Raw genomic sequence first — 23,984 nt, forward strand, 5'->3', positions numbered from 1 at the left:
CCTTTAGGACACCCCCGCTCCTCCTTTTAAATTCCGACACGCTTTCTCGTAAGCTTTTAACGTGAAAGTTAACTCATCTTCACCATGTGCAGCAGAAATACTATACCGATTCAACGGCTTCGTATAAACCCCTGCTCGCATCAATTCAAAGTCTAGTTCTCTTCTCAATTTCGTGTTCGTTTTTTGGAGGTCCCGGTAGTGTCTTAGATTTGTCTCTTCATTCCATATTACATTAAAAATAGAACCAATTCCACAAGTCTTAAGAGGTAGGCCTACCCTCTTACCTATCCCTTCTATACCGTTTCGAAGTTCATCTGTATAACGAAGAATCTGGTCAAATTGCTGGTCTAATTTATTCATTGTTGCTAAACCAGCAGCAAGAATCGTTGGATGACCATTATACGTTCCACTATGAAATAATATGTCTCTCGCTGTACCTTTTCCTTTTGAACCTGCTTCGAAAACATCTGCCCCTCGAATAGGTGAGGTGAGATCCATGATTTCACTTTTTCCCCCCACTACTCCAAAAGGAAATCCCCCACCGATTACTTTTCCTAATGTCGTCAAATCTGGTTCTATTTGATAAACGTTTTGAGCTCCTCCTAACGAGGATCGAAAACCGGTTTTTACTTCATCATAGATTAACACTACATTGTATTTTTGAGTCAACTGTCTTAACCGATTCATATATTCTTGATCTGCAGGTATAAAACCTGCTTGTACGGGTTCAATCACAACTGCAGCTAATTGATCTTTATACTTATTAAGCAGCTTTTCCATTCCTTCTATATGGTTAAACGGCAATATCACAGGTTCCTGACCATCCACTTCCACTCCTGCTGATTCAGGTACTGGATACGGTGCCGCCTCTTCTCCTGCTTCCTCAAGAGAAGGATTAATACTATACAACATCTCCTTATAACCGCCATGATAGTGACCTTCACATTTAGCAATTCGCTTCTTACCAGTAAATACTTGAGCTAATCGAATGGCTAATTGGGTCGCTTCTGTGCCGGAATTTGTATAGCGAACTTTTTCAATTGACGGGAAGTAATCCTGAATTTTCATTGCAAACTCTAACTCTAATCTGTGAGGTGTTCCAAATAAAAGCGTCCCATCTTTTTTTAACTGTTGAAAAATAGCCTCTTTAACCGTCTCGTCTCCGTGACCAAGTGCAAGAGAGCCATACCCCATTAAGTAATCAACATACCAATGACCATCTACATCTTTGATCCAAGCACCTTTCCCTTTTTCCATCACAACAGGATAGGGAGCAAAGTACTTAATATTAGCTGTTACACCGCCTGGAAGATGGTTTTCAGCTTCTTTCATTTGTTTTTTTGATTCTTGTGTTCTTAGTCCATACTCTATGAATGGGTGTTTGTGAACTTTTTTCATGGCCATTGTATCGAACTCTCCACCTTTCATTCTCAATTTCATTTTTATGAAATATTTATTTCATTTTATGTCAAGAAGGCTTGTCTGTGAAGGGCGATTGCATAATTTTTTCCTGAAGTAACTGTGCGCTAAATTAAATATAATCTAGAACGAGAAAAATGAAGTATTTATTTCATTTCATTAAAATAATTGATGATTTCTTCCGTTTTTGACCGATTTTGACGGTTGTGGTTAAATGAAGATAGACTACAACTAGGAGGATGATTACGCATGGCTCAACCAAAGTACATTATGAACATCGATAAAGTGCCACACCTATCAGACGAAGAGAAAGCAAAATTAAAACAAATTACTGAGAAGTTCGTTTTCAGAGTGAATGAATACTATTTAGGATTAATCGATTGGGGCGATCCTCAAGATCCAATTAGAAAACTGGTCATTCCAAATGAAGGTGAATTAGAAGAGTACGGTCGCTGGGATGCTTCTGATGAAGACACGAACTATGTAGTACCTGGCTGTCAACATAAGTATGACGAGACCGCACTCCTAATCGTCTCTGAAGTATGTGGTGCTTACTGTAGGTATTGCTTTAGAAAACGATTGTTTAGAAATGATATCAAGGAAGCCATGTCTGATGTTCAGCCTGGAATTGAATACATTAAAGAGCATCCGGAAATTACAAACGTTCTGTTAACCGGAGGCGACTCTCTTATTCTTGCAACGAAAAAGCTAAGAGGAATTATTGAACAATTAAGAGAGATCCCACACGTAAAGATCATTCGTCTTGGTTCTAAAATGCCTGTATTTAATCCGATGCGAATCTATGAAGATGAAGCATTACTAGAATTGATTCGTGAGTATTCTACTCCAGAACAACGAATCTATGTCATGGCTCATATTAATCATCCAGTAGAAATTACACCTGAAGCGAAGAAAGGCTTCGAAGCTTTGCATAACGCAGGAGCTATTGTTGTGAATCAAACTCCTGTTCTTCGAGGAATCAATGACGATCCTAAAGTTCTTGCTGAGCTACTAGATAAATTATCATGGGCAGGTGTCACTCCTTACTACTTCTTTATTAACCGTCCTGTCGCTGGAAACAATGACTTTGTCCTGTCACTTAAAGAAGCTTATGATATTGTTGAAGAAGCAAAGGCCAACACATCAGGTCTTGGTAAACGAGTTCGTTTATCCATGAGCCACACATCAGGAAAAGTTGAAATTCTTGCGATTGAAGATGGAAAAGCTTATCTGAAATATCACCAATCTCGAGACGGCAACTATGGAAAATTCATGATTCTTGATTGTCCAGAAGATGCAGCATGGTTTGATGACCTCCCTGGAAATGAACAATATTGGGATGCACCAAAGAAAAAGTGGGATGATTTCAAAGGGGCAAACGAAAAAATTGCTCAAAAAGAACAACCTGTCACGTAATCATTCACCATCAACCAAGAGACCTCTATTTCCATAGAGGTCTCTTGGTTTTATTATGTTCTCTTTTCACTTCCTTACAATCCAATGAAAATAGTCTTTTCTTCTTACGAATTGTTTCGCTTCTCTCCATATTTTTTAGTACAATAGATTTAGTACACATATAGGTGAGGGATCTGCATGCGACTGCTTCTAATAGTTATTACTATGGCTCTTCTGTTAAGCGGGTGCTTGATGGAACGTTCTTCTGATAGCAACACGTCAACAAGTACGACCTTTCCTGAAACAACAGAAATAAGTAAAACGCCATTAACTATGGCCCTTGAATCGGTGAATTATACTGATACATATGGTGAATTTATGTTTATTTTAGAGCACACAGATGAATCACCGATCTCTTCAGACGATTATCAGTTCCAATGGCCTAAATATGTTGCCGATGACCAAGATGTTATTTATGAAATAAAAAGTGTTGATTTCAGCCACAGTGAAGTCAATGGAAGAACGCTAGAAAATCATGAGCTATCGATCACACTTCATATAACACCGCCACCTTCAGATAGTAATAGAGATCAATATATTCACATTCCTTTATACATAGTTCCTAGCCTGTTTGAAGAAGGGTATCCTTTTCTCTTAACAGAAGATTCTTTAGATCGATTAGAAGTAGGGGATCTCGTTCTTGAGAACATTTTCTTAGAAGAAAAGACGCTTTCTTTTGAAATGAGCGATCAAGAAAATCTTTCTTATTTATTTACTCGTCTGCAAGAAAATCAAAGAATTTATCCTTTATTTTCTCGAATTGAACCTGACGAACATTCCTTTCATGTTCTATTAGAATTTGCACAACCTGTTTCTCTTCCCACTCGGTTGATGATCGAACGAACAGAAGCAAATTTGCCAGAGTGGCGTTTCTCTTTTTTCCTACCCATGGACGAAAGCGATACAAGTGAATAAAGCGTAAGGCTTAGGCCTTACGCTTTTATTATTGTCTTCTGATATCGATAGACATATGATTTTGAAAAATCACAGCTCGAGTTCTTACGTGAAAATGCAAAGTCCCTCTTAAAAATAAGGGAAGATTAATCAATCGAAGTCGTCATCATGTTCTTCTGGTACGTAGCCTGTTTGCGGCATCATACCGGGATACCCATTCATTTGGTTTTGGTGAGTATTTGGTCCTTGCATTGGGTATGAATTCCCCTGGTCCGGACTCTGCATAGACTGATCGTATTGCTGCCCCATTTGTTGCATATTGTTTCCTTCCATGTAAGGCATCTCCTGTCCGCCCATTCCCATGTTCGGCATCCCTTGATCTCCCATTTGCGGCTGTGTCATTTGCTGAGGATACTGTTGCATTTGCTGTGGCGGTTGCCACCCCATGTTATTGTTAAATCCTTGATGGGCTTGTTGGTAATGTTGAGGATACCCCATCATAGGTTGCATGCTTTCTCCGTATCCACCAGAATGGTTTTCAGGCATCATCATTCCTTGCATAGGCTGTTGCATTGCCCCATGATTATAGGGCATCATTTGTCCATAATAAGGCGAAGGCATCGGATGCCCTGGATGTTTTTGACACTTACATTTCATATGATGAACTCCTTTCAAAATGTTCATTCTGTAACTCCGCCGAAGAAGTCACGATTCACTTTATCTTATGAACAGCCAGTAAATTTGTGACAACGTCTTGATTGATCAGCCGTGCCGGGGCAAAACGCTTTGCCAATTCCGCCTCATTTTAGTCGCTCGTTTAAAAAATCATTGCCAGAAGTAAATTGATAAAACTACTATAATTCAGTTGATTCTAGGATGATCATGCCGGAAAGACTGGGCTTTTTCAGTGGTTGCCTGATTCATATGACGAAGATATGATATGATGAGCATAGATTATACATATGGAGGAATACAACATGAACATAGTTGTGACTAGCTTGAATGCGAAATATATTCATACTTGTTTAGCTTTACGCTTATTAAAAGGGTACGCTGAGCCTGAGTTTAAAGTAGATATGTGCGAATTCACCATTAAAGACCCAGAAATGGATATTGTGTCAGACTTATATATGAGAAAACCTGATGTGATTGGATTCAGCTGCTATATTTGGAACATTGAAAAAACCATTCAGGTTGCGAAAATGATCAAAAAAGTACTTCCTAAAACGGTGATTGTTTTCGGAGGACCAGAAGTTTCCTACGATACTTCTCTATGGATGGAACGCATTCCTGAAGTGGATATGATTGTACGTGGTGAAGGGGAAGAGACTTTCAAACAAATATTACAAGCAGTGGAAAACAAGGAATCGTATCATAGTATTGGCAGCCTTGCTTTTCGTGAGAACGGTCAAGTGATTCTCACTCCTTCAAAAGCGAATTTAGACATTAACACGATCCCAAGCCCTTACCGATTTGATGAGGATCGTGAAGAATTAAATAAACGAATTGTTTATTTTGAGACGAGCCGTGGTTGTCCCTTTCAGTGTCAATTTTGTCTCTCTTCCATCGAAGTAGGTGTGAGATATTTTGATATTAACAAAGTAAAAAGTGACCTGCTTTACCTTATAGAAAGTGGCGCTAAAATGGTTAAGTTTGTTGATCGAACGTTTAACATAAAACGGGATTATGCTTTAGATATTTTCCAGTTTCTAATTGATAACCATCAAGGGTGTCAATTTCAATTTGAAATCACCGCAGATATTATGAGGCCTGAAGTCCTTGAGTTTCTTAACGAGAACGCTCCTCCCGGTGTTTTCCGATTTGAAATTGGTGTGCAATCTACCAATGATGATACGAATGTATTAGTTAAACGTAAGCAAAACTTCTCGAAATTATCTCGTACAGTGAGATTGATTAAAGAAGGCGGTAAAATTGACCAGCACCTTGATTTAATTGCAGGGCTTCCTGAAGAAGACTATTCTTCTTTCAAGAGAACTTTCAACGATGTCATTGCACTGGATCCTGAGGAGCTGCAACTAGGTTTCCTGAAGATGTTACGTGGAACAGGAATGCGTGCCATGGCAGATAAATATGACTACAAGTATATGGATCATGCGCCTTATGAAATTTTATCCAATCAAATATTAAGCTTTGACGAAGTTGTTCGCATTAAACGTGTGGAAGACATCTTAGAGAAGTATTGGAATGACCATCGGCTAGACCATACGATTCACTATTTAATCAATCATCAGTTTGAAACTCCCTTTGATTTCTTCCAACAATTTGGTGATTTTTGGGACTCTCATGGGTGGGGCAAAATTGGACATCAATTTGAAGATTTATTTCTTCGTTTATCAGAATTTCTTGATTCCATTGACGTCTCCCGTCGAGATATCATTGATGGATTAATGAAAATAGATTATTTGATTCATTTCCAGCAAAAGCCTAGGAAAATGTGGTGGACCAACCGGTTAAGTAAAGAAGAAGTCCAAGATATTCGTAAGAAAACGTTGGATGTTAACGACGAACTTCAGCCATACATGAAAGATGCCAGGACAATGTCTAAACATATAATTGTCGAACCAGCACCCTTTAATATAGATGCTTATTTATTAGACGGGCGGATCGATGAAGAACGGGGGATGATGTTTGTTCTTTACGATCCCAAAGAAGGAAAACCGAAAGTCCATTTTACAACAATGGAATCTTCTCTTCTTACATGAACTTGTAGAATAATATAGGGCGACAAGATAACTTCAATAAGCAGACGAAAAAAACCGATCCTAGTGATCGGTTTTTCTTACGATTTCATAGCCTTCTAGCGACATGACATGCTGAATAGCTTGTCGGTAGTGAGGAAAAGTGGAAAGTTTATATTTGGTATTAAATTTGACGAATTTTTTCACATGCTCTTTTAAAAATCCTGCAAAAAACACCTTGGCTCCCATAAGAGTAACCGTCTCAACAACTTGGTAAAGTCGCTCAGCAATGTCTTCATTGTCTATAACGACCATTCCTGACATGTCAAACACGATATAATCCGCATTGTTTTTTAGTACTTCTTGAAGAAGCTTATGGGTTAAATGATCAATCCGTTTTTCATTGAATGTTCCTAAAAGAGGAACGAACAAAGTATTTTGTAAGACGCTTGGAAGGATCGGAGTGGATAATTCGTCGATCAATTTCTGATCTAAGTCTCTCGCTTCTTCTTGTTTAGTAATATCTTGCCAAAATAAGATATAGCCTAAGAGTTGTCCTTGATCATCTGTTAATTTGTTTACAACGATATTCGCAATATATTTATCAAATAGTTTAATCCTTGTCTCGTGGGGGAAAATATCTCCTTTTGCCATCACATGATGATAGGAGGAGTGTGATGGATGTAAGTCTGATACTCTCCTTCCTAGTAATTCTGCCGCACTAGTAATAGAAAATAACTCATAAAAATCTTTCATTAACTCCTCAGCCGCTTCATTCATCCATATTAATCGTAACTCGGGATCTGCTAAAAATACATTATCCGTTAATGAATTTAATACATGATAAGTCTCTGAATGGAAATGGCTCTCTGAAGCCATGATTAACCAATCCTTCCTAGAAGATGTTCTACGCTGTAATCGGTATGCCTATTAAAAATGAATAAATTCATTCGCTACTGTAAAAAAAAGGTGCTATCAATTTACTTATAATAACAGAACTTATTGTATACGAGCACAAAAATTTTCAACATGATCTAACATTTGCTTTCTATCAGAATCAGACTTTTGAATGACATCTCCAAAATGAAGAATTTGATCAAGTTCGATCCCGCAAAATTGGAACACACTCTTATCAAGTAAATGAATCATATGGTCATACATTCCCGATTGATGAAATTCTTTTTCCGGGGCTCCCGTTGTGAAAACTAGTGATGCTTTTTTGCCTTTTAATAGAGGTATAGGTGATTCTCCCTCTAATTCATAAGCAAATCCATAAGAAAGAATACGGTCAAGGTAACCTTTCCCTATTGCAGGAAAACCTCCCCACCAAACAGGAAATAAGAAAATGAATTGATCCGCTTCCATAATCTTCTTATGCTCTTGTAATACATCCTCAGCATATTTACCATTCATACTCTGTTCATATTCTTCCAGTGATAGGTGAGCATCTTGAAATTCCTTGTACAAGTTCTTGACTTCTACTTGAACATTTAATTGTGCTAGTGAATGAAGCATTTTTTCAAGAATAGCTCCATTAAAGCTGTCCTTTGACGGGTGCATGTAAATAACATAAACCTTCATAATCATTCCCCTTTTCTTAAGGTTCTGGTACTTCTCCTGTATCTGCATGATATCCTCTCATAAATTCCTCAGCCATTTCCCCTTCTGCTTGGAGATAAAACCGCTCTACTCTTTCTTCTCCTTCTTCTGTCAATGTAATTTCAGTATACCACTCTCCTGCCATGGCTAAGGGTAACTCCACTTCATAAACTCCATCCTCCGATAGATTCATCGTTCCTATCATCGGGTGATTCATCCGTTCCATATTGATATGGATCTTTACGTCATCTACCTCTAGCCTTTCTCCCGCCTTGTCTTTCAGCTCGACTCTAAATGTCTGAAACTCTCCCGTTTCGAACACTTCTCCTTCATTATGGAATTCTATTGATATCTTTTCGAGCACGGGTTCCGATTGACAAGCCACTATTAATAAGATGATGATACTGGTAATTGTCAATAAATTGACGATTTTACTCATACTTCCCCCACCTCTATTTCGCTATAATAAAACTAGTTACATTATAATCAATTTTACGTTCCATTTCATTACATTTACCATTTATTTCATTTGGGGGAAATCATCTTGATGAACAAAGTAGGCATCGCATTAATGATTTTTATCTTGGCTGGTATGGGTTATACTGCCTTTTCTTTCGTTACCGACAGCTCCTCAGGGGACATTTCTACCGTTTCACGCATTCATGCAGATGAACCCCTTTTGTTAGAAGATTATCTTGGAAACAAAAAAACGATCTTACAATTTGTTGCCGTTCCTTGCGAGTGTTGTAGTTATTCAATGCCCTTCATTCAAGAATACGTGGAAATGCAAGATGAAATAGAAATCATAACCATTGTGTTCTACGGTAGAGAAAGAGAAATACTAGATAAATTCGAAAATGAGTATGAAGCAACACACGAATGGGCTGTTGATTTAGATCGAAACTTAGCCAATTACTATGATGTATCGGTCTCACCTACTTACGTATTTTTTGATGAACATGGGAACGAAATGGGAAGCCATCCTTATATTATTGCGACAGCTGAAGAATTAGGAGAACGTTACGAAGAAGCATACGAAAAATACCTTGCAGAGAGCAAATCATAATGGATATATGGTTTGCTTTTGCCGCTGGTATTCTCTCATTTGCTTCTGCATGTATCCTTCCTTTAATACCTAGTTATATTGCAGTCATTACAGGAGTGGCCATCACTGATCTAGATGGGGTTCATGCTAAACGTTTCAAGATGATTTCAAGGTCGATTGCTTTTGTTATCGGACTGATTATTCCGTTAATGCTAATTGGGATGGGTGCTACAGCAGTAGGAGCGATTTTTAATCCAGCCGTCTCTACATTTTTATCACAATTTCTAGGATTTATCGTGATCATCTTTGGTCTATATTTGCTAGGATTATTAAACATCCAACTTTTTCAACGAGAGGTCCGCTTCCACCGTTTTTTTCAAAAAAGAGGGGGACTGCTTACGGTCGCTCTGATGGGTATGGCTTTTGGATTTGGATGGACACCTTGTATAGGGCCCATGTTGAGTTCAATTCTCATCATGGCGGCAGATTCACAAACGATTTGGCAAGGCAGTGGCTTATTATTTATTTATGGGTTGGGACTTGGGCTGCCCTTTATCGTTATTGCCTTTATCGGAAGCTCCAGTTTAAAGTTTTTGAAGTTTCTACAGAAACATATAAAAGTCCTTTCGATCATTAGCGGCATATTATTAATTATTCTCGGTTTATTGCTTGTGACGGGTAATATGGCATATATTACTCCAACGATTTAATCGATACTCCTAAAGAACATCCTTGAAATCTATTTTTAAAATCACCATTTTCGCAGCATTTTGATCAGTGGTTAACCGAAAAAAGATCTAACTTAGACTCCTAAGTTAGATCTTTTTTAGCTAGACTTTTATGCTGGGTTTCTCATAGGCTTTCCAAAGTAATAACCTTGAGCTAAATCAACATAAGGTTGAACTGCATTGTACTCTTCCATTGTTTCGATACCTTCTGCTAAAAGAATAATTCCCATTTCTTTTGTAACCATTCGAAGCTGTTGAACTTTTTCTAATTTAGACGAATCCACGTGGCAGTTTCTGATTAAATCTCGATCAATTTTAGCATAATCCGGCTTTAATTCCTTTAACAATTCAATCGTAGAATAGCCTGACCCGATATCATCTAAAGCTACCTTGATTCCCGCTCTTTGATAATGCTCGAAAATATTTTTTAAATGAACAAGATCACGAATCTTTTCAGTTTCTACTACTTCAAAAACCAAATCTTCAGGATCCACGTCGTACTCTTCCACTGCTTCAAACGTACTCTTTAAACAATGTACCGGGTCATAGATCGAAGAAGGTAAGAAATTGATGAACTGTTTCACACCTTTTGGAAGGAATTGCGATCCCGTACGAATTGCGTTCACTCTAGCCTGACTGTCTAACGTCGATTGTAATCCTGCATGTTGCGAAAATAAAAATAAATCTCCCGGAGAGAAACTATATATTTTACTGTTGGGTCTCAAAAGGAATTCATACCCTATTACTTCTTGATCTAATGCCGAAATGATAGGCTGCATGAAAGATTGAAAAAGCTTTTCTTGAATAATTTTCACAAACATTGGATTTTCAATAATCAGTGACAATTGGCTTAAAGGATACTTTTTCATTTCAAACACGTCAGATTGTTCGTTTGTCTTAAGATACCCTTTAAACTTGTCTAACTGTTCATCATTTAAGACCGATTGGATCAACGATGTGCACCGTTGTAATTGCTCCCAATTAGCATAAGGGATGTGTAATTTATTTAAACCTGAAAAAATATTGATACCGATTTGCTCCATTTTCTTAATAAGAGCCAAATTCGCTTCTTCATCACAAATGGACAGAATCATTTCACCTGTGTTCATAAGCGGTATTTTTGTTTGACATTTGTGACAAGAATTCATAGTGCTCACCTGCTTTTACGATATTGGATACTTATGAGATACCCTTAATACATACAATAGAAACTCTAATAGGACATTTTACATACGTCTGATAATTACATTCATTTTACCATACAAAAGATGTATATAAAAAGAACTATTTTAGTTGTATTTCCAGGATTTTTTATTCTTTGTATAGTATTAATTTCCCTCCCCTTCAAAGTCAGTCTCTTTTCCAACGGTAAGATAATGTTTCGATGTTATTTTTATCTGAATCGTTTACGATCTCATTAAGCATGTCTGATACAATTTGTGTTTGCAAATCTTCTCTTCCTGCCTCTCCAAAGGTTCGTCCTAATGGAAATTTTATATGAAGAGCCCTAGGCACATGAACTTTTCTTGAAAGGTCTGGAAAATGAGTCATAGATATCGTTGCGATCCCCGCTTTTTCTATTTCTTTTTGAATCAATCCGACCGATTGATGACAGATATATCAGCCAGGCGATAACAACACAACATCTACGTTGTCTTCTTTCAGTTTTTTCAAGATGATAGGGATACTTTCGTTCATCAATTTATCAACTCTAGGAATGTAGCCCATCATGCCGTATAAGGTTTGACTGACCTCTCCAATCGTTCCTTTTTCTACTAAATTCTTTAAAATTTTTATAGGGAAAACACAATTTACATCTTGATCGGCTGAAGACGTATCATAATGCGTATGAGTAATCGTCAAATCATCCTCAGGTGTATGATGAGGGATGAATTTCACTCCCCAGTCCCCTCCGTCAACATCAAAAGGATGATCTGTTTTCAGGTGAACTCCTGCAGTTGTAATAAATGAAACATTCCACTCTCTCATCGGTTTCGTTACCTGGGTCAGCCGTTCGACTTGCTCTCTGCCATGCTTGTTTATCATTTTTGCTGCGATTTTTTTAAAGTACCATTCTTTTACTCGTTTAAGCATTGAAATAACCCCTTTCGATTGTTTACCATTCCTTTTAATTCCCTAATCATAACCTTGAAAGATTATCTAATTCACTAAAGAAATCTTTTCTTTATAGATTGAATTTGATATGATGATACTGTCTAAATTTTAGAATATTCAGGCTAATCGGAGGCGATATTTGTATGATTTTATCGAGTGAAGACGTGAAAGCTAATTTAAAAGACTCTAAAGGCTGGGAACTGGAAAACGAGACGTGGATTAAAAAGCAATTTGTATTACCTACTTTTCCAAAAGCCATTCAATTTGTAAATCAAATGGCTGACTTGGCTGAGTCAAGACAACATCATCCTCATATTACGATCGATCATAAACAGGTAACGGTTAAACTTAGCACGTTAGATGAAGGTGGACTTACTCAAAAAGATTTTGAATCTGCTCACGCATTTGACAGAACCTATAAGAAATTTTAATTCTATCACGGTGTCCTGTGAAATACAGACATCGTGATTTTTTGTGCTGCTGTTTACTTATGGTAAGATTAATACCATAACTTTAATATCGGAGGAATGACGAATGCAATGGATATATCTTTTTACGGGGACGATTATGGGTGCGATCTCCATTTATCATCTATTTACTCATAAACACCGTAAATCAACAAATGATTATGTGATCCATCAACTGAACGACCCAAAGAAAATACGAACCGGATCCCGTCCTTATAAATTTTCAATCGGAGCTGCATATCTTGTACTATTTTTAACCATTTTTCTTTACGTAGAAATCTTTAATAACTTTTTCACTGCTACAATCTTGTTCTTTATTATTTTATTGTTAGGTGCTTATGTATTAATCACAATTGATCGCATATTTGAGATTCAAGGCGAGGCAATTATTTTCGCAGGATATCATGCCCGCTGGGGAAAGATTCGACACATTGCTTGGGGTAAAAAGAAAAAAAATCGAACACAATTAATTATGGAGTTGGGCAAAGGACAAAAAATCAAAACAACGATCGACAATAATGAAACCGAAGAATTAGAAGATATATTATCTAATTACGTGCATTTCGAAAAATAAAACCATCCAGGTCACTAGGACCTGGATGGTTTTATTTTTATTTACCCGATTCAGAAAAGGTTTTAATTCGCTCACCAATCTGATCTCTCACTCTTTGGAACACTTTCCACTTCTCTTCTTTGGTACCCTCTGCTTTGGCTGGATCATCAAATCCCCAATGAACTCTCTCTTTATCCTTAGGGGTAGCAGGACAAACATCATCAGCATGTCCACACAACGTGACGACCATATCAGCTCGTTGCAACAAGTCAGGATCGATCTTATCAGAGGTCTGATCTGAAATATCTATATCCACTTCGTTCATTGCTTTTATCGCTAACGGATTTAACCCATGGGCTTCAATGCCTGCTGAGTAAACGTCCCATTCACTTCCTAAATGATATTTACCCCAGGCCTCAGCCATTTGACTGCGACACGAATTGCCTGTACATAAAAAATAAATTACTGGTTTTGTCAATTGTCTTACCTCCACTTATATAATGATATGATTATATAATAACATATTTATATTTAAGGACAACCTTAAAAATATTAAGAAATTGTAAATGTGAAATTTACTCACTAATAACTTATGAGGAAATTGATGTATAATGAAATAGGTGAAATAGTCAGTCTGACAAATAAGAGAGACTTATAGAAAGTGAGTGAACGTGATGGGACGTAAATGGAGCAATATAAAAGAGAAAAAAGCAGCAAAAGACGCCAACACAGCTCGTGTCTATTCAAAGTTCGGACGGAAAATTTATATGGTGGCAAAAGACGGAGAGCCAGACCCTGAAGCTAATCAGGCATTGAAATTTGTATTAGAACAAGCTAAAACTTATAATGTACCGAAACACATTATTGATCGTGCAATTGAGAAGGCAAAAGGCGGTTCAGAAGAGAATTACGATGAACTCCGGTATGAAGGATTCGGACCTAATGGTTGTATGATCATCGTTGACGCACTAACGAATAACGTTAACCGGACAGCAGCAGAATTAAGAGCAGCCTTCAATAAAAATGGTGGGAATTTAGGAGTCAGCGGATCCGTTGCTTATATGTTTGAAGCAACCGCTGTGATTGGGATTGAAGGTAAAGATGAAGAAGAAATTCTTGAAATCCTTATGGAAGCTGATTTAGATGCTCGTGACATTCAAGAAGAAGAGGATGCGGTCATCGTTTATACTGAACCAGATCAATACCATGTTGTTCAGGAAGCTTTTAAACAAGCAGGCGTCACTGAATTTACGGTAGCTGAGATCACCATGCTTCCTCAAAATGAAGTAGCCCTTTCTGAAGAAGACCAACAACTCTTCGATAAGATGGTTGACGCATTGGAAGACTTAGAAGATGTTCAACAGGTGTATCATAACGTAGAAATTTAGCCTTAATACGGTAAAAATACTTCGTTCTATAAATAAGAAAAGCAGCCTAGGCTGCTTTTTTTCTCTTTTTATATATATCTTTTTCCTAATTCTTCTACTATTAATCGTAAAGCTTCCGTTTGTGTTTGAATATCCATGCTTGGGATCTTAGGTGAATTCACTACCATGTCAGGCGTAGCCGGAACATGGATGAAGCCGGCTTTCGTAGTTAAGGAGAGACGGTTGATTTCATATAAAATAGAATACATTGTTGTGTTGCAAATATATGTTCCAGCTGTATTAGATATGGTGGACGGGATGTTGTTACTTTGGAGTGCTTCTAATATTGACCTCAGTGGTAACGTAGAAAATAATCCATCAGGCCCCTCATCAACAATTTCCCGGTCTACAGGTCGATCCCCACTATTATCTCCTTGCTTCCCTTCTCCAGCTGTGTCTTGTATATTTATTCCCACTCTTTCTAGGTTAATGCTTGATCGCCCTACTGCTACCCCTAAACAGACAACCACATCTGGCTCTATCCGCTCCATTTCAGTTAGCAAAGGTGGAACGCATTGGTTATAGATGACAGGTAATACAATGGTGAAGATTTCTATTCCCTCCATCTCGAAATCTTTTGCTCGCTCAATTAACTCTAATGTAGGATTAGATGAAAGCCCGCCAAACGGCTCAAATCCACTTATTAATATACGCAAAGTATTCTCTCCTCTCTAAGCTGTTGTCTCTCTATTCTCCCTTCTCATTTCATCTATTTCAAGTTTTTTTCATTTTCTCTCCCCCTTTTTCGTTCAATAGCTGTACTTATTAAACGAAAGGAGGTGATGAACATGAATGAAGCAGTATTTACTCGCTTATCACTTACATTCTTAACAGGGTTTGATGAGAATGGGAAAGAGATGTATCAAACAAGACATTTCCGTAACATTAAAACGGAAGCAAGCAATGACTCGTTATTTCAAACAGCTCTAGCGTTGGCATCATTGCAACAGTTCGAATTGGACAAAGTCGAAAGAAATAACACGTATGAATTAATCGATTAATCTCTACAATGACTAAATAAAAATGAGAAAGGAGGTGCCGACTATGTCTAAACGATTGGAATTATTATTTCTTAATGAAACAGGCGGCAGCGTGACGATCGGGATCGATGACCCTATTGAGCCTGTTGATAGTTTTGCAGTAGCAGCAGCCATGAATACCATTATTGAACAAAGTGCTTTATCTACTTCTGGTGGTAGTCTTGTGGAAAAACGTGGAGCTCGCCTTGTAGAACGAACGGTAGAAATGATTAATATTGAAGGATAAAGCGAAACCGGAGAGAAATCCTCTCCGGTTTTCTTAAAAGGCTCTGTTAAAGACCAATGTAAAGGAGGTTAGAAACATGGAAGAACTATGGCTTGGAGCCATTAGCGAGTATGGATTCCCTGTAGTCGTTACCTTTTACTTGTTATATAGAATCGAAAAAAAGTTGGATACACTTAACCAGTCTGTTTTACAGCTGCAACAAGCTTGTCCGCTAAATCCTAACAAGTATCAGTCACCAACTACAAAACTAGTCAAAGACTCAAACGGTTAACTAGCCTTTAAGTTTTCAATACAAACATTTTAAAGAAATAAATTGTAATAAAATGTTCTAGAATAGGTCATATTTTAGTCTTCTTCATGTGGTATTTTAGAAATACGGCACAGAGTATACTTTGAGAGAGGAGGACAATGAATGATTCAATCTAAACAGCAAGCTGGACCAACATCTTTTTACGAACTGTTGCCTCAAGATATGAAGGAGTTATTCCTCTCTCAGGGTACAGAAGTTTTTGCTAAACAAGGGAATGTTTTGTTTCATGAGGGTGACACACCAAACCATATTTATTTTATAGAGCAAGGAATGATCCGGCTATCAAAAACTTCTGCTGACGGTAAAGTATTCTTTCTTCAAAAGAAAAATCAACATGACTTGATTGGCGAATTAAGTTTATATAATAATTTAGCGTATCACTTTAATGCAGAAGTAACTCAAGATGCTTCTCTCCTTCGATTTGACCGAGTTGAATTAGAACAATTAATGGTGAAATATGAACAGTTATCGATAGCCTACATGCAGTGGTTATCTGCCCAAAACCAGACGATGTTAGCTCAATTTCGTGACCTTGTCTTTTGTGGAAAGCAAGGAGCCGTATTTTCAATACTCATCAGATTATCTAATGAATATGGCAAAGAGGTAAGCCAAGGGATCTTGATCAACAGAAAAATTACGAATCAAGAGCTGGCCAATTATGCTGGAGCCACTCGAGAAAGCATTAACCGAATTTTGAAACGGTTAATGAAAGAACAAATATTGTCCGTAAACACTAAATATATTACCATTCATAATATTGACTTCTTACGAGACCACCTTCGTTGTCACCATTGTCCATTTGAAGAATGCACCATATAGAACAAGATGGTTTCTCTCAGCACTGCTATCCGGTGAATAACCATTAAAATGCATCTTGAAGATCAAGCTTCCTTCCCGCGGTAAACCATCTTCACATGTATGTTTCCCTTCTTTAAAATAACAAATTGAAAGATTTAGGTCATATAAATAGGCCGTCATTCTTAAAGAATGACGGCTTTAATTTGTCCCTTTTCTGTTTGTCTCGTAATTAACTTCAGACTGTTTGCCCATTGATAATAACTCCTCCTAATACCACCTTAACCAAAATTTATCCACAACTTAAAATCTTTAGTTTCCTAAACAATAATAAAATCCTTGCCGATGAAACCTTGGCAAGGATTTTAATTTATTACTTATTAGACGGTGTCAGACCTCTAACGAAGACATTTACACTCTCTTCAATAAATTCCTTTAAAGGCACTTGAGCAACTTTTCTTCCACCAAGTTGAAAAGACATAAAATACCCAAGGTTCATCCACAAAAAGCTCATCGCTTGAGCTTCAGGATCTACAGCAATCATCTTTCCTTTTCTTTGCATTTCCATAAAGTATTCTACCAAATACGATTTTAATTGTTTTGGATTTTCGGATAGCTTCTCCCCTATAAACGGATGCGTATTTCTTTCTTGGAAAGATAGTAACACCATCTTATAATTGTGTTGATTGTACTGATGATACGTTTCACTGACTCTCGTTAAATCTTTCTTTAAATCATATTCCACTTGATCGTACAAAATCGACTTCATGTCAATTAAATAAGAATGTGTTTCAACTGCTCTCTCTAAAATAGTTAATTTCGTTCCAAAATGGCGAAATAGCGTCATCTCGCTGAAGCCAGAATTTAATGCAATTTCTTTCGTAGTTACTGCTTTAAATCCTTTCTTTTCCATTAAGTCAATGGCAGTATCTAATATGATTTCTTCCGTAGATTTTACATTCTCATGCATCTCTATCATCGGTATCACCACCTGATCAATTTATCAAGCTCACCATTTCACAAATAAGAGTTCTTAATGTTATTATAACGAAGAATTGATCTAAGTAACGTCAGATTCGTGACATTAATAGATCAATCTCTTGACAAATTCGTGACAGATTTAGCTTACTTTATGCAAGATCCAATGATAAATAATAAGTCGTTTAGTTTAATGGTAAAACATACATGATAATAGAAAAGAAGTGAGCTGCACTTGCTGCTAACACGAACAAATGCCACACAGCATGATGATAATAAAAGGTTCGCCATATGTAAAATACAGTCCCGACAGTATAGAGCACGCCTCCTAAGACGAGGAGAACGAGACCCATTGTATCAACTTTAGCAGCGATAGGTTGTATAGCAAAAATGACCATCCAACCCATAGCAATATATAGTAAAGTAGAAATAAAAATAAATCTTTTTACAAAGAAAACTTTAAATACAATCCCTCCGACTGCTAATCCCCAAACGATTGATAACAAAATCCACCCTCTAGCTCCCTCCACTACAATTAACATGAGGGGAGTATATGTACCGGCAATAAACAAATAAATGGCAGCATGGTCTAAAATTTCAAAGAGATTCTTCACTCTACCTTTAGGGAAACTATGCAGCAAAGTAGAACAAGTGTACATCATTAACAATGTTACTCCATAAATAGTAAAACTGATAATATGAACTGCGTCACCTTCCATACTTGAAAACACAATTAAAAGTACTAAAGCTGCAATACTTAGCAACACTCCAATTCCGTGGGTAAGAGCATTCACCGTCTCTTCCCGCTTCGTAAACACGTGCGTATTCCCCATTCTTACACTCCTTTTAAGCGATCAATCACAATCATGCCTATTGCACATATCGAATAGAGGATACTTTCCAATCCTCTTCATTTTCAAAAATCAATTCTACACCACCATCAAAATGCATGCTTTCTTCAGAAGATGTATAAAACTCATACTCTGTGCTAAAAACTTCTTCCTCGTGGTCATATGAAAAAGATCTTTGTCTACTATAAATAACCGAATCCAACTGCAAGTAATGAAAACTGCGCTCAATTCCTTCCTGATCGGTCAAATGTAATATCTCTGCCTCAGAATCAATTGTAATGGATGACGAAGTTAATTCTTCCACTTGTTCATGCTCTCTCTCATGCATAGCTTGAAAAAACTCCCTTGATTTATAATCTAAATCGTGCCTCAACGATAATTCCTTTTCATGACGATCTTCTATTTCAATCGTTTGCTGTTTGTAGGTGAGGAGATCATCTTTTAATTCCATGTTTTCTTCTTCTAAAGTTTGAATTCGTTCAAACAAACTTTCTTTCTCTTCTAACTCTTTTTCAAGCTGATCTACCAGTCTCTCATTCGTGGAAATTAGCGTTTCCAAATCTTCGGTATTATCAACTGAGTCCGCCGCCGGTTCAACTGGATCGTTATTTGAGCAACCGACCATCACTATGAAGAATAAGAGGGTGATGAGTAAGATCTTTTTCATTTTTCTTTCCCCTTTTTTCGTTTTATTGGCATACGACCATAAATAGTTGGGATCTGTCAGATTTAATATGAGTAGACACTAAAAACATTCCATTTTATAACTTCTTTAGTTTATCATTTTCTTCCTTCAAATGAAAAGACATTTCAAACCCAGAAAACCAACTCCATTCGACATGAAGTTGGTGACTGGCGCAAGGCTCTTTGTTATTCCCATTTTGTTTACAAGAAAAAAGCTGCTCCTAAAAAGAATCCTCCTATTGCTGCTAAAGCTACTGGTACGACAGGATAGTAGTATCTAGGTGGTGGATAATAACCACCGTAATACCCATAACCAAATCCTCCGAACCCTTTATTATCTTGTTCTAAATATACATACTGGCGATCCACATTAACAATCCGACCTCGATACTCCACGCCTGAAACATCTGTTATTCGGACGTACTTCCCTTTATAACGACAACACATGTCATAATACCGTTGAACATGTTCCAATACCTCACCTCCTAAACCTATTCATTCATAGTTTATTTAAGAAGTGTTTTTTTGGTTGGACAACTGACCCTATAAACAGAAAAAAGAGAGGAATTTTACTTCCCCTCATATCTTCTGTCTATTTGTCTTCTTTATCGTTCCGCTGATTTCTTTCTACAATCTTCTCTAATAACCCAAGTAAATCATCTCGAGACATTTCTGAAGATGGATGGCGCATTTTTCGGGAAGGAAGATTGCTGTTTTCTTCTTCATCGAACAACAATGGCTTTCCTTTTGCAGAGTCAGACGGTACGAACTCCTCAGGCTCATCATACGTATAAGGTTGGCTAGAGGAATCTTTATAAGAGTCTAATTCACTCAATGGCTCCTCATCTGCTTCCTTGTAGAAATCTGAAATATCAGGATCTTGTTCTGTATTTGACTCCTGTCTAGCAAGGTAGTGTGTTCGTCCTTCTCCTTGATCTTTTGAATACGTTTCATCCAGTAAATAGGCTGGAATCAACTGACCATCAGGCATCATATATTTTCGATTTAAATGCCTCGTGTCTCGATCGAAGAAACTATAGATCACCGGAATGAGAATCAATGTTAAGAATGTTGCACTAATCATCCCACTAATCACTGTGATCGCTAGTGGCTGCTGGATTTCCGTTCCTTCACCGAACCCAAGAGCCAAAGGAATTAAAGCTAAGATCGTTGTAGAGGCCGTCATTAATATCGGTCGGGCACGATTCTTAACTCCTTCTACAATCGCGTCGTAGCTTTTATGACCTGCTGCTTTTAACTGGTTAATATAGTCCACCAGAACAATGGAGTTATTCACGACTATCCCCACTAGGACAATGATTCCAATAAAGCCTGTAACACTTATTGGCGTCCGAGTGACGGTTAACCCTATCGCCACCCCTATTACAACTAACGGGACTGTAAACATAATGACAAATGGATATCTTAATGACTCAAACTGAGCAGCCAATACGAGATAAACAAACACGACAGCTAAAATCAGCGCCAAGGTTAAATCACTAATGGCATCTTCTAATAACTGTTGGTCCCCAGTGAAAGAGACGCTCGTTTCACTTGGCAAGCCATAATCATCGATTGTATCTCGAACGAGCGTATTTATTTCCCCTAAATTATTTGCCGAGCCAAACGTAAGAGAGAATTGAACCGATTCTTCCTGGTTGATCCGATTAATCGTTTCAGGCCCTTCTCCCTCTTCTATTTCTGCTAAGTCACTTAACGGAACATACTCTCCTTCGGGGGTTCTTAACAGTAAATCTTCGAGAGCTTCAACATCTGCAATAAATTCGTCATCATAACGAACGTAAACTTCCAAGACGTCATTCTCATCAGTCACTATTTGTGTCGCATAAACACCTCGAGTTTTGTTATCAACAAATTCAGCTATTTGGGCTGGAGAAAATCCTTCTTCTCGAGCAGCTTCATCGTCTATTAATATTTGAAGTTCTGGAATCGTTTCTTCAAGACTATTGGACACTTCTGTAAATTCATTCATATCTTCAAACTCTTCTAACAAGTCCCCAGCAACTTCTTCTAACTGTTGCGGATTTGAATCATTTAAATCAAAACTGAACGTGTTCGGATCACTTCCGAACGAAGCATCCATGGAGATGGAGATGTCAGCATCAGGTGCAGCACGTTCAATGTCTCTTCGGATATCTTCAGAAAAGTCCATTGTGGAGATGTCACGCTCATCGATCGGTGCCATCGTCACGTAAATGACCGCTTCATGACCATTTCCAGTACCTCCCATCGGTCCTTGATCTCCACTTGAACCAGTAACACTCGTATAGTGTTGAATATCTCCTTGTCCGTCTAAGATATCTTCAATCTCTTGAACATCTTCATACGTGACATCAATGGGAGTTCCTGATTCATTTTCTACATCAATCTGGAAGAAACCTTCATCCGTGGCCGGTAAAAATTCAGTCCCAACAGTCGTCACACCAAATCCACCAGCAATGAGCAGTCCAATCGTAATCATGAAAACTACTGCTCTATTTTTCAATGACCATCTTGTCGATCGGTCAAAGAACCTAACAAAACGGGATTTCTTCCGTTTCTCTTCTACATCTTCATCCGGTGCTTTTAACCATTTGCTAGCAAGCATCGGAACAACCGTTAACGCTACCACTAAGGAGGCTAACAAACTAAAAGAAACGGTTAGGGCAAATTCTCTAAACAAGTTCCCCACGATCCCTGAGATAAATACCACCGGTAAGAATACTGAAATCGTCGTTAACGTAGAGGCGGTAATTGCCGTTGCTACCTCTTTCGTTCCGTCTAAAGCCGCTTGTTTAGGTTCTTTTCTCATTGATAAATGTCGATAAATATTTTCAATAACGACAATAGAGTTATCTACTAACATCCCTATTCCAAGGGCCAAGCCACCTAACGTCATGATATTTAGTGAAAAGTTAGTAAAGTACAATAATACAAAAGTAACAATCACTGAAAACGGTATGGCAATACCAATGAGTAATGGTGTTTTAATACTTCTTAAAAATAAGAACAAGACGATCATTGCAATGATTCCACCAGCTACAAGGGCTAATGCCACATTCGCAATAGCATCATCAATGTACTCTCCTTGGTTGAACAAAATAGCAGAATCAATATCTTCATATTGACTTTCTGAAAGAAGTTCATCCAATTCCGAGGTAAATGTTCTTGACACTTGTGCTGTATTGGCATCAGCTTGTTGCTGAACACTGACTAAAATCGAGTCATCTTGATTTGTTTGAGTGATCACGTCACTAGGCTCTGGACCTACCGCTACTTCGGCCACGTCTGCAACAGAAACTTCGTCACCTGACTCTGGGTCCGTACTAATGACTATGTTTTCAATATCTTCAACGCCACCCATTTCAAATAAAACGCGGGTCGTAATCTCTGAATCTCCACTTTCTACGATGCCTCCTGGAGCTGTGACATTATGACTTTGTAAAGCCTGAACGACATCGGCCTGATCGACATTATTTTCTTCTAATTGCTCTTGGTCTAACGATACTTCTATTTCATCAATAGCGTCACCAAGCAAATCTATCGTGGCAATCCCATCTATTTTTAACAACTCTGCTTCTAAATCCCTTACTAAAGAACTTAGTTCTACATCATCATCTGCCGCAGATAACGAAAGTTGAATGATTGGAAACTGCGAAGGGTCAAATTTCAAAAACTGTGGCGTACCTGCTCCACTTGGCAACGGAGTTTGGTTCATACTCGTAATAATGTCATTTTCAACATCATCAATAGACGTCGTCCAAGAAAATTCCAAGATGGTTAAAGAGGACCCTTCCATGGAGATCGTACTAATATTGTTTAATCCCGAAATCGTCGACAAACTATTTTCCATCGGCCGCGATATTTTATCTACTACTTCCTCCGGGCTTGCGTCATCATAACTCGTCACGACCGCTGCGATCGGCGCTTCAATATCAGGAATCAATTTTAAAGGAATATTCGTTAATGAAATGGCCCCTAATAATAGAAATAAAACCATCGTTACTAATGTAAAAACGGGCCGTTTAATAGAAAAACCTGTTACATTCATGATTGATCTCCTCTCTCTGTCTCGATCACTATTTGATGAAGCTTTTTAAAGGCATCTCGAATTTCAACTAAATCTTGTTCATTCATTTTTGATAAATATTTGTTGGTTATTTCACTTCTGTTTTCATCTATTTTTTTTAATAGATCCAACCCCGTTTTCCCCATTTTCAATACGGTGCTTCGTCGATTAGACTCGTCTATTTCCCGATAAATGATATCCATTTGTTCTAACTTAGCAACCATCTGACTAATCGCACTAGCCGAAACATTCATATGATAGGCCAGATCTTTTACATGTTTCACATTTTTTTTAGCCACTAAAAAAAGCATAAGCTGCTGATTAGAAGATAGACTATTTTCATAACCTGTACCAAATTCACGATTAAACGTTAAGCTAATATCTACTAATCGCTCTTCAATCTCACAAATGATCTTATTAATATCCACTGAACACCCCATAAATTATTAAGACATTAAACAATTAACTTTCTTAACTATAAACACACGGACATTCACTGTCAAATCATTTGTCTATCTACAAGTTGTCCAGTCCACCCTGCTTTTTCCTTGTTAACTTAGTTTACCGAATGACGTGTCATTCCATCATGTCCAAGAGATATATCTTTGCTAAGACCAGAGGCGTATTTTA

At 37.7% G+C, this 23,984-nt stretch carries 27 protein-coding genes; 12 read left to right on the forward strand and 15 right to left on the reverse strand.

Going from position 1 to position 23,984, the window contains the following annotated elements; all coding sequences use genetic code 11:
• Window positions 1-3: 3 nt before the first annotated feature.
• On the reverse strand, window positions 4-1,440 hold the full coding sequence (locus tag CR194_RS10435; protein ID WP_233254314.1) for an aspartate aminotransferase family protein: 1,437 nt from the start codon (window positions 1,438-1,440) through the stop codon (window positions 4-6).
• 228 nt (window positions 1,441-1,668) lie between these two features.
• Here CR194_RS10435 and CR194_RS10440 point away from each other — a divergent pair, with 228 nt between their 5' ends.
• Entirely contained in the window at window positions 1,669-2,835 is a 1,167-nt protein-coding gene (locus tag CR194_RS10440) for a KamA family radical SAM protein (RefSeq protein WP_110609599.1), read from the forward strand.
• 177 nt (window positions 2,836-3,012) lie between these two features.
• On the forward strand, window positions 3,013-3,789 hold the full coding sequence (locus CR194_RS10445) for a hypothetical protein (protein ID WP_110609600.1): 777 nt from the start codon (window positions 3,013-3,015) through the stop codon (window positions 3,787-3,789).
• A 129-nt stretch (window positions 3,790-3,918) separates the two neighbouring features.
• Here the strand turns inward: CR194_RS10445 and CR194_RS10450 are convergent, their stop codons facing one another.
• Window positions 3,919-4,425: a hypothetical protein gene (locus CR194_RS10450; protein ID WP_110609601.1), complete on the reverse strand. Its 507-nt coding sequence runs from the start codon at window positions 4,423-4,425 to the stop codon at window positions 3,919-3,921.
• A gap of 320 nt (window positions 4,426-4,745) precedes the next feature.
• Between CR194_RS10450 and CR194_RS10455 the strand changes: the two genes are divergently transcribed.
• Window positions 4,746-6,491, forward strand: a complete 1,746-nt coding sequence (locus CR194_RS10455; RefSeq protein WP_110609602.1) for a B12-binding domain-containing radical SAM protein — start codon at window positions 4,746-4,748, stop codon at window positions 6,489-6,491.
• Window positions 6,492-6,551: 60 nt separating this feature from the next.
• Here the strand turns inward: CR194_RS10455 and CR194_RS10460 are convergent, their stop codons facing one another.
• The 3 genes from CR194_RS10460 to CR194_RS10470 form a co-directional block, all read right to left on the reverse strand.
• The gene (locus tag CR194_RS10460; protein WP_110609603.1) at window positions 6,552-7,346 is read right to left on the reverse strand and encodes a PAS domain-containing protein; all 795 of its coding nucleotides are present in this window, start codon (window positions 7,344-7,346) and stop codon (window positions 6,552-6,554) included.
• A gap of 120 nt (window positions 7,347-7,466) precedes the next feature.
• Window positions 7,467-8,048, reverse strand: coding sequence for an NAD(P)H-dependent oxidoreductase (locus CR194_RS10465; protein ID WP_158282238.1), 582 nt, complete (start codon window positions 8,046-8,048; stop codon window positions 7,467-7,469).
• A 16-nt stretch (window positions 8,049-8,064) separates the two neighbouring features.
• A complete protein-coding gene (locus CR194_RS10470; RefSeq protein WP_110609605.1) occupies window positions 8,065-8,505 on the reverse strand; it encodes a FixH family protein in 441 nt (146 codons plus the stop codon).
• Window positions 8,506-8,610: 105 nt separating this feature from the next.
• Between CR194_RS10470 and CR194_RS10475 the strand changes: the two genes are divergently transcribed.
• Together CR194_RS10475 and CR194_RS10480 are read left to right on the forward strand one after the other, a co-directional pair.
• A complete protein-coding gene (locus tag CR194_RS10475; protein WP_110609606.1) occupies window positions 8,611-9,132 on the forward strand; it encodes a TlpA family protein disulfide reductase in 522 nt (173 codons plus the stop codon).
• Window positions 9,132-9,821, forward strand: coding sequence for a cytochrome c biogenesis CcdA family protein (locus CR194_RS10480; RefSeq protein ID WP_110609607.1), 690 nt, complete (start codon window positions 9,132-9,134; stop codon window positions 9,819-9,821). The genes CR194_RS10475 and CR194_RS10480 overlap by 1 nt, the downstream gene beginning before the upstream one ends.
• Window positions 9,822-9,949: 128 nt before the next feature.
• Here the strand turns inward: CR194_RS10480 and CR194_RS10485 are convergent, their stop codons facing one another.
• On the reverse strand, window positions 9,950-10,987 hold the full coding sequence (locus tag CR194_RS10485) for an EAL domain-containing protein (protein WP_110609608.1): 1,038 nt from the start codon (window positions 10,985-10,987) through the stop codon (window positions 9,950-9,952).
• Window positions 10,988-11,189: 202 nt separating this feature from the next.
• Window positions 11,190-11,933, reverse strand: a complete 744-nt coding sequence (locus CR194_RS20860; RefSeq protein WP_408640754.1) for a glycine/sarcosine/betaine reductase selenoprotein B family protein — start codon at window positions 11,931-11,933, stop codon at window positions 11,190-11,192.
• Between the two features lie 164 nt (window positions 11,934-12,097).
• Here CR194_RS20860 and CR194_RS10500 point away from each other — a divergent pair, with 164 nt between their 5' ends.
• Both CR194_RS10500 and CR194_RS10505 read left to right on the forward strand, forming a co-directional pair.
• Window positions 12,098-12,385, forward strand: a complete 288-nt coding sequence (locus tag CR194_RS10500) for a 4a-hydroxytetrahydrobiopterin dehydratase (protein ID WP_110609611.1) — start codon at window positions 12,098-12,100, stop codon at window positions 12,383-12,385.
• Between the two features lie 103 nt (window positions 12,386-12,488).
• Window positions 12,489-12,995, forward strand: a complete 507-nt coding sequence (locus CR194_RS10505) for a hypothetical protein (RefSeq protein ID WP_110609612.1) — start codon at window positions 12,489-12,491, stop codon at window positions 12,993-12,995.
• Between the two features lie 37 nt (window positions 12,996-13,032).
• Here CR194_RS10505 and arsC read toward each other — a convergent pair whose 3' ends face one another.
• Window positions 13,033-13,452: an arsenate reductase (thioredoxin) gene (gene arsC / locus CR194_RS10510; RefSeq protein WP_110609613.1), complete on the reverse strand. Its 420-nt coding sequence runs from the start codon at window positions 13,450-13,452 to the stop codon at window positions 13,033-13,035.
• Window positions 13,453-13,648: 196 nt separating this feature from the next.
• Here arsC and CR194_RS10515 point away from each other — a divergent pair, with 196 nt between their 5' ends.
• Window positions 13,649-14,362 carry a YebC/PmpR family DNA-binding transcriptional regulator gene (locus CR194_RS10515; RefSeq protein ID WP_110609614.1) on the forward strand — a complete coding sequence of 238 codons (714 nt, stop codon included), beginning with the start codon at window positions 13,649-13,651 and terminating at the stop codon, window positions 14,360-14,362.
• Window positions 14,363-14,430: 68 nt separating this feature from the next.
• On the opposite strand, the gene CR194_RS10520 is transcribed toward CR194_RS10515, so the two are convergent.
• Window positions 14,431-15,057, reverse strand: a complete 627-nt coding sequence (locus CR194_RS10520) for a pyroglutamyl-peptidase I (RefSeq protein ID WP_110609615.1) — start codon at window positions 15,055-15,057, stop codon at window positions 14,431-14,433.
• A 132-nt stretch (window positions 15,058-15,189) separates the two neighbouring features.
• Between CR194_RS10520 and CR194_RS10525 the strand changes: the two genes are divergently transcribed.
• From CR194_RS10525 to CR194_RS10540, 4 genes are all read left to right on the forward strand, one after another.
• A complete protein-coding gene (locus CR194_RS10525; RefSeq protein WP_233254315.1) occupies window positions 15,190-15,402 on the forward strand; it encodes a DUF1659 domain-containing protein in 213 nt (70 codons plus the stop codon).
• A gap of 43 nt (window positions 15,403-15,445) precedes the next feature.
• Complete coding sequence (locus CR194_RS10530; RefSeq protein ID WP_110609617.1) at window positions 15,446-15,667, forward strand: DUF2922 domain-containing protein; 222 nt, start codon at window positions 15,446-15,448, stop codon at window positions 15,665-15,667.
• A 76-nt stretch (window positions 15,668-15,743) separates the two neighbouring features.
• Window positions 15,744-15,938 (forward strand): YvrJ family protein, encoded by a 195-nt coding sequence (locus tag CR194_RS10535; RefSeq protein WP_110609618.1) that lies wholly within the window; start codon window positions 15,744-15,746, stop codon window positions 15,936-15,938.
• A gap of 141 nt (window positions 15,939-16,079) precedes the next feature.
• The gene (locus CR194_RS10540) at window positions 16,080-16,796 is read left to right on the forward strand and encodes a Crp/Fnr family transcriptional regulator (RefSeq protein ID WP_110609619.1); all 717 of its coding nucleotides are present in this window, start codon (window positions 16,080-16,082) and stop codon (window positions 16,794-16,796) included.
• 349 nt (window positions 16,797-17,145) lie between these two features.
• Here the strand turns inward: CR194_RS10540 and CR194_RS10545 are convergent, their stop codons facing one another.
• From CR194_RS10545 to CR194_RS10570, 6 genes are all read right to left on the reverse strand, one after another.
• Window positions 17,146-17,751: a TetR/AcrR family transcriptional regulator gene (locus CR194_RS10545; protein WP_110609620.1), complete on the reverse strand. Its 606-nt coding sequence runs from the start codon at window positions 17,749-17,751 to the stop codon at window positions 17,146-17,148.
• Window positions 17,752-17,935: 184 nt separating this feature from the next.
• On the reverse strand, window positions 17,936-18,583 hold the full coding sequence (gene trhA, locus CR194_RS10550) for a PAQR family membrane homeostasis protein TrhA (protein ID WP_110609621.1): 648 nt from the start codon (window positions 18,581-18,583) through the stop codon (window positions 17,936-17,938).
• Between the two features lie 37 nt (window positions 18,584-18,620).
• A complete protein-coding gene (locus tag CR194_RS10555) occupies window positions 18,621-19,268 on the reverse strand; it encodes a hypothetical protein (RefSeq protein ID WP_110609622.1) in 648 nt (215 codons plus the stop codon).
• A 218-nt stretch (window positions 19,269-19,486) separates the two neighbouring features.
• Window positions 19,487-19,759 (reverse strand): hypothetical protein, encoded by a 273-nt coding sequence (locus tag CR194_RS10560; protein ID WP_233254316.1) that lies wholly within the window; start codon window positions 19,757-19,759, stop codon window positions 19,487-19,489.
• A 118-nt stretch (window positions 19,760-19,877) separates the two neighbouring features.
• Window positions 19,878-23,336 (reverse strand): efflux RND transporter permease subunit, encoded by a 3,459-nt coding sequence (locus tag CR194_RS10565; RefSeq protein ID WP_199228161.1) that lies wholly within the window; start codon window positions 23,334-23,336, stop codon window positions 19,878-19,880.
• The gene (locus CR194_RS10570; RefSeq protein WP_158282239.1) at window positions 23,333-23,782 is read right to left on the reverse strand and encodes a MarR family winged helix-turn-helix transcriptional regulator; all 450 of its coding nucleotides are present in this window, start codon (window positions 23,780-23,782) and stop codon (window positions 23,333-23,335) included. The genes CR194_RS10565 and CR194_RS10570 overlap by 4 nt, the downstream gene beginning before the upstream one ends.
• Window positions 23,783-23,984 lie beyond the last annotated feature (202 nt).

This window comes from Salipaludibacillus keqinensis (assembly GCF_003226325.1).
GTDB lineage: Bacteria > Bacillota > Bacilli > Bacillales > Salisediminibacteriaceae > Salipaludibacillus > Salipaludibacillus keqinensis.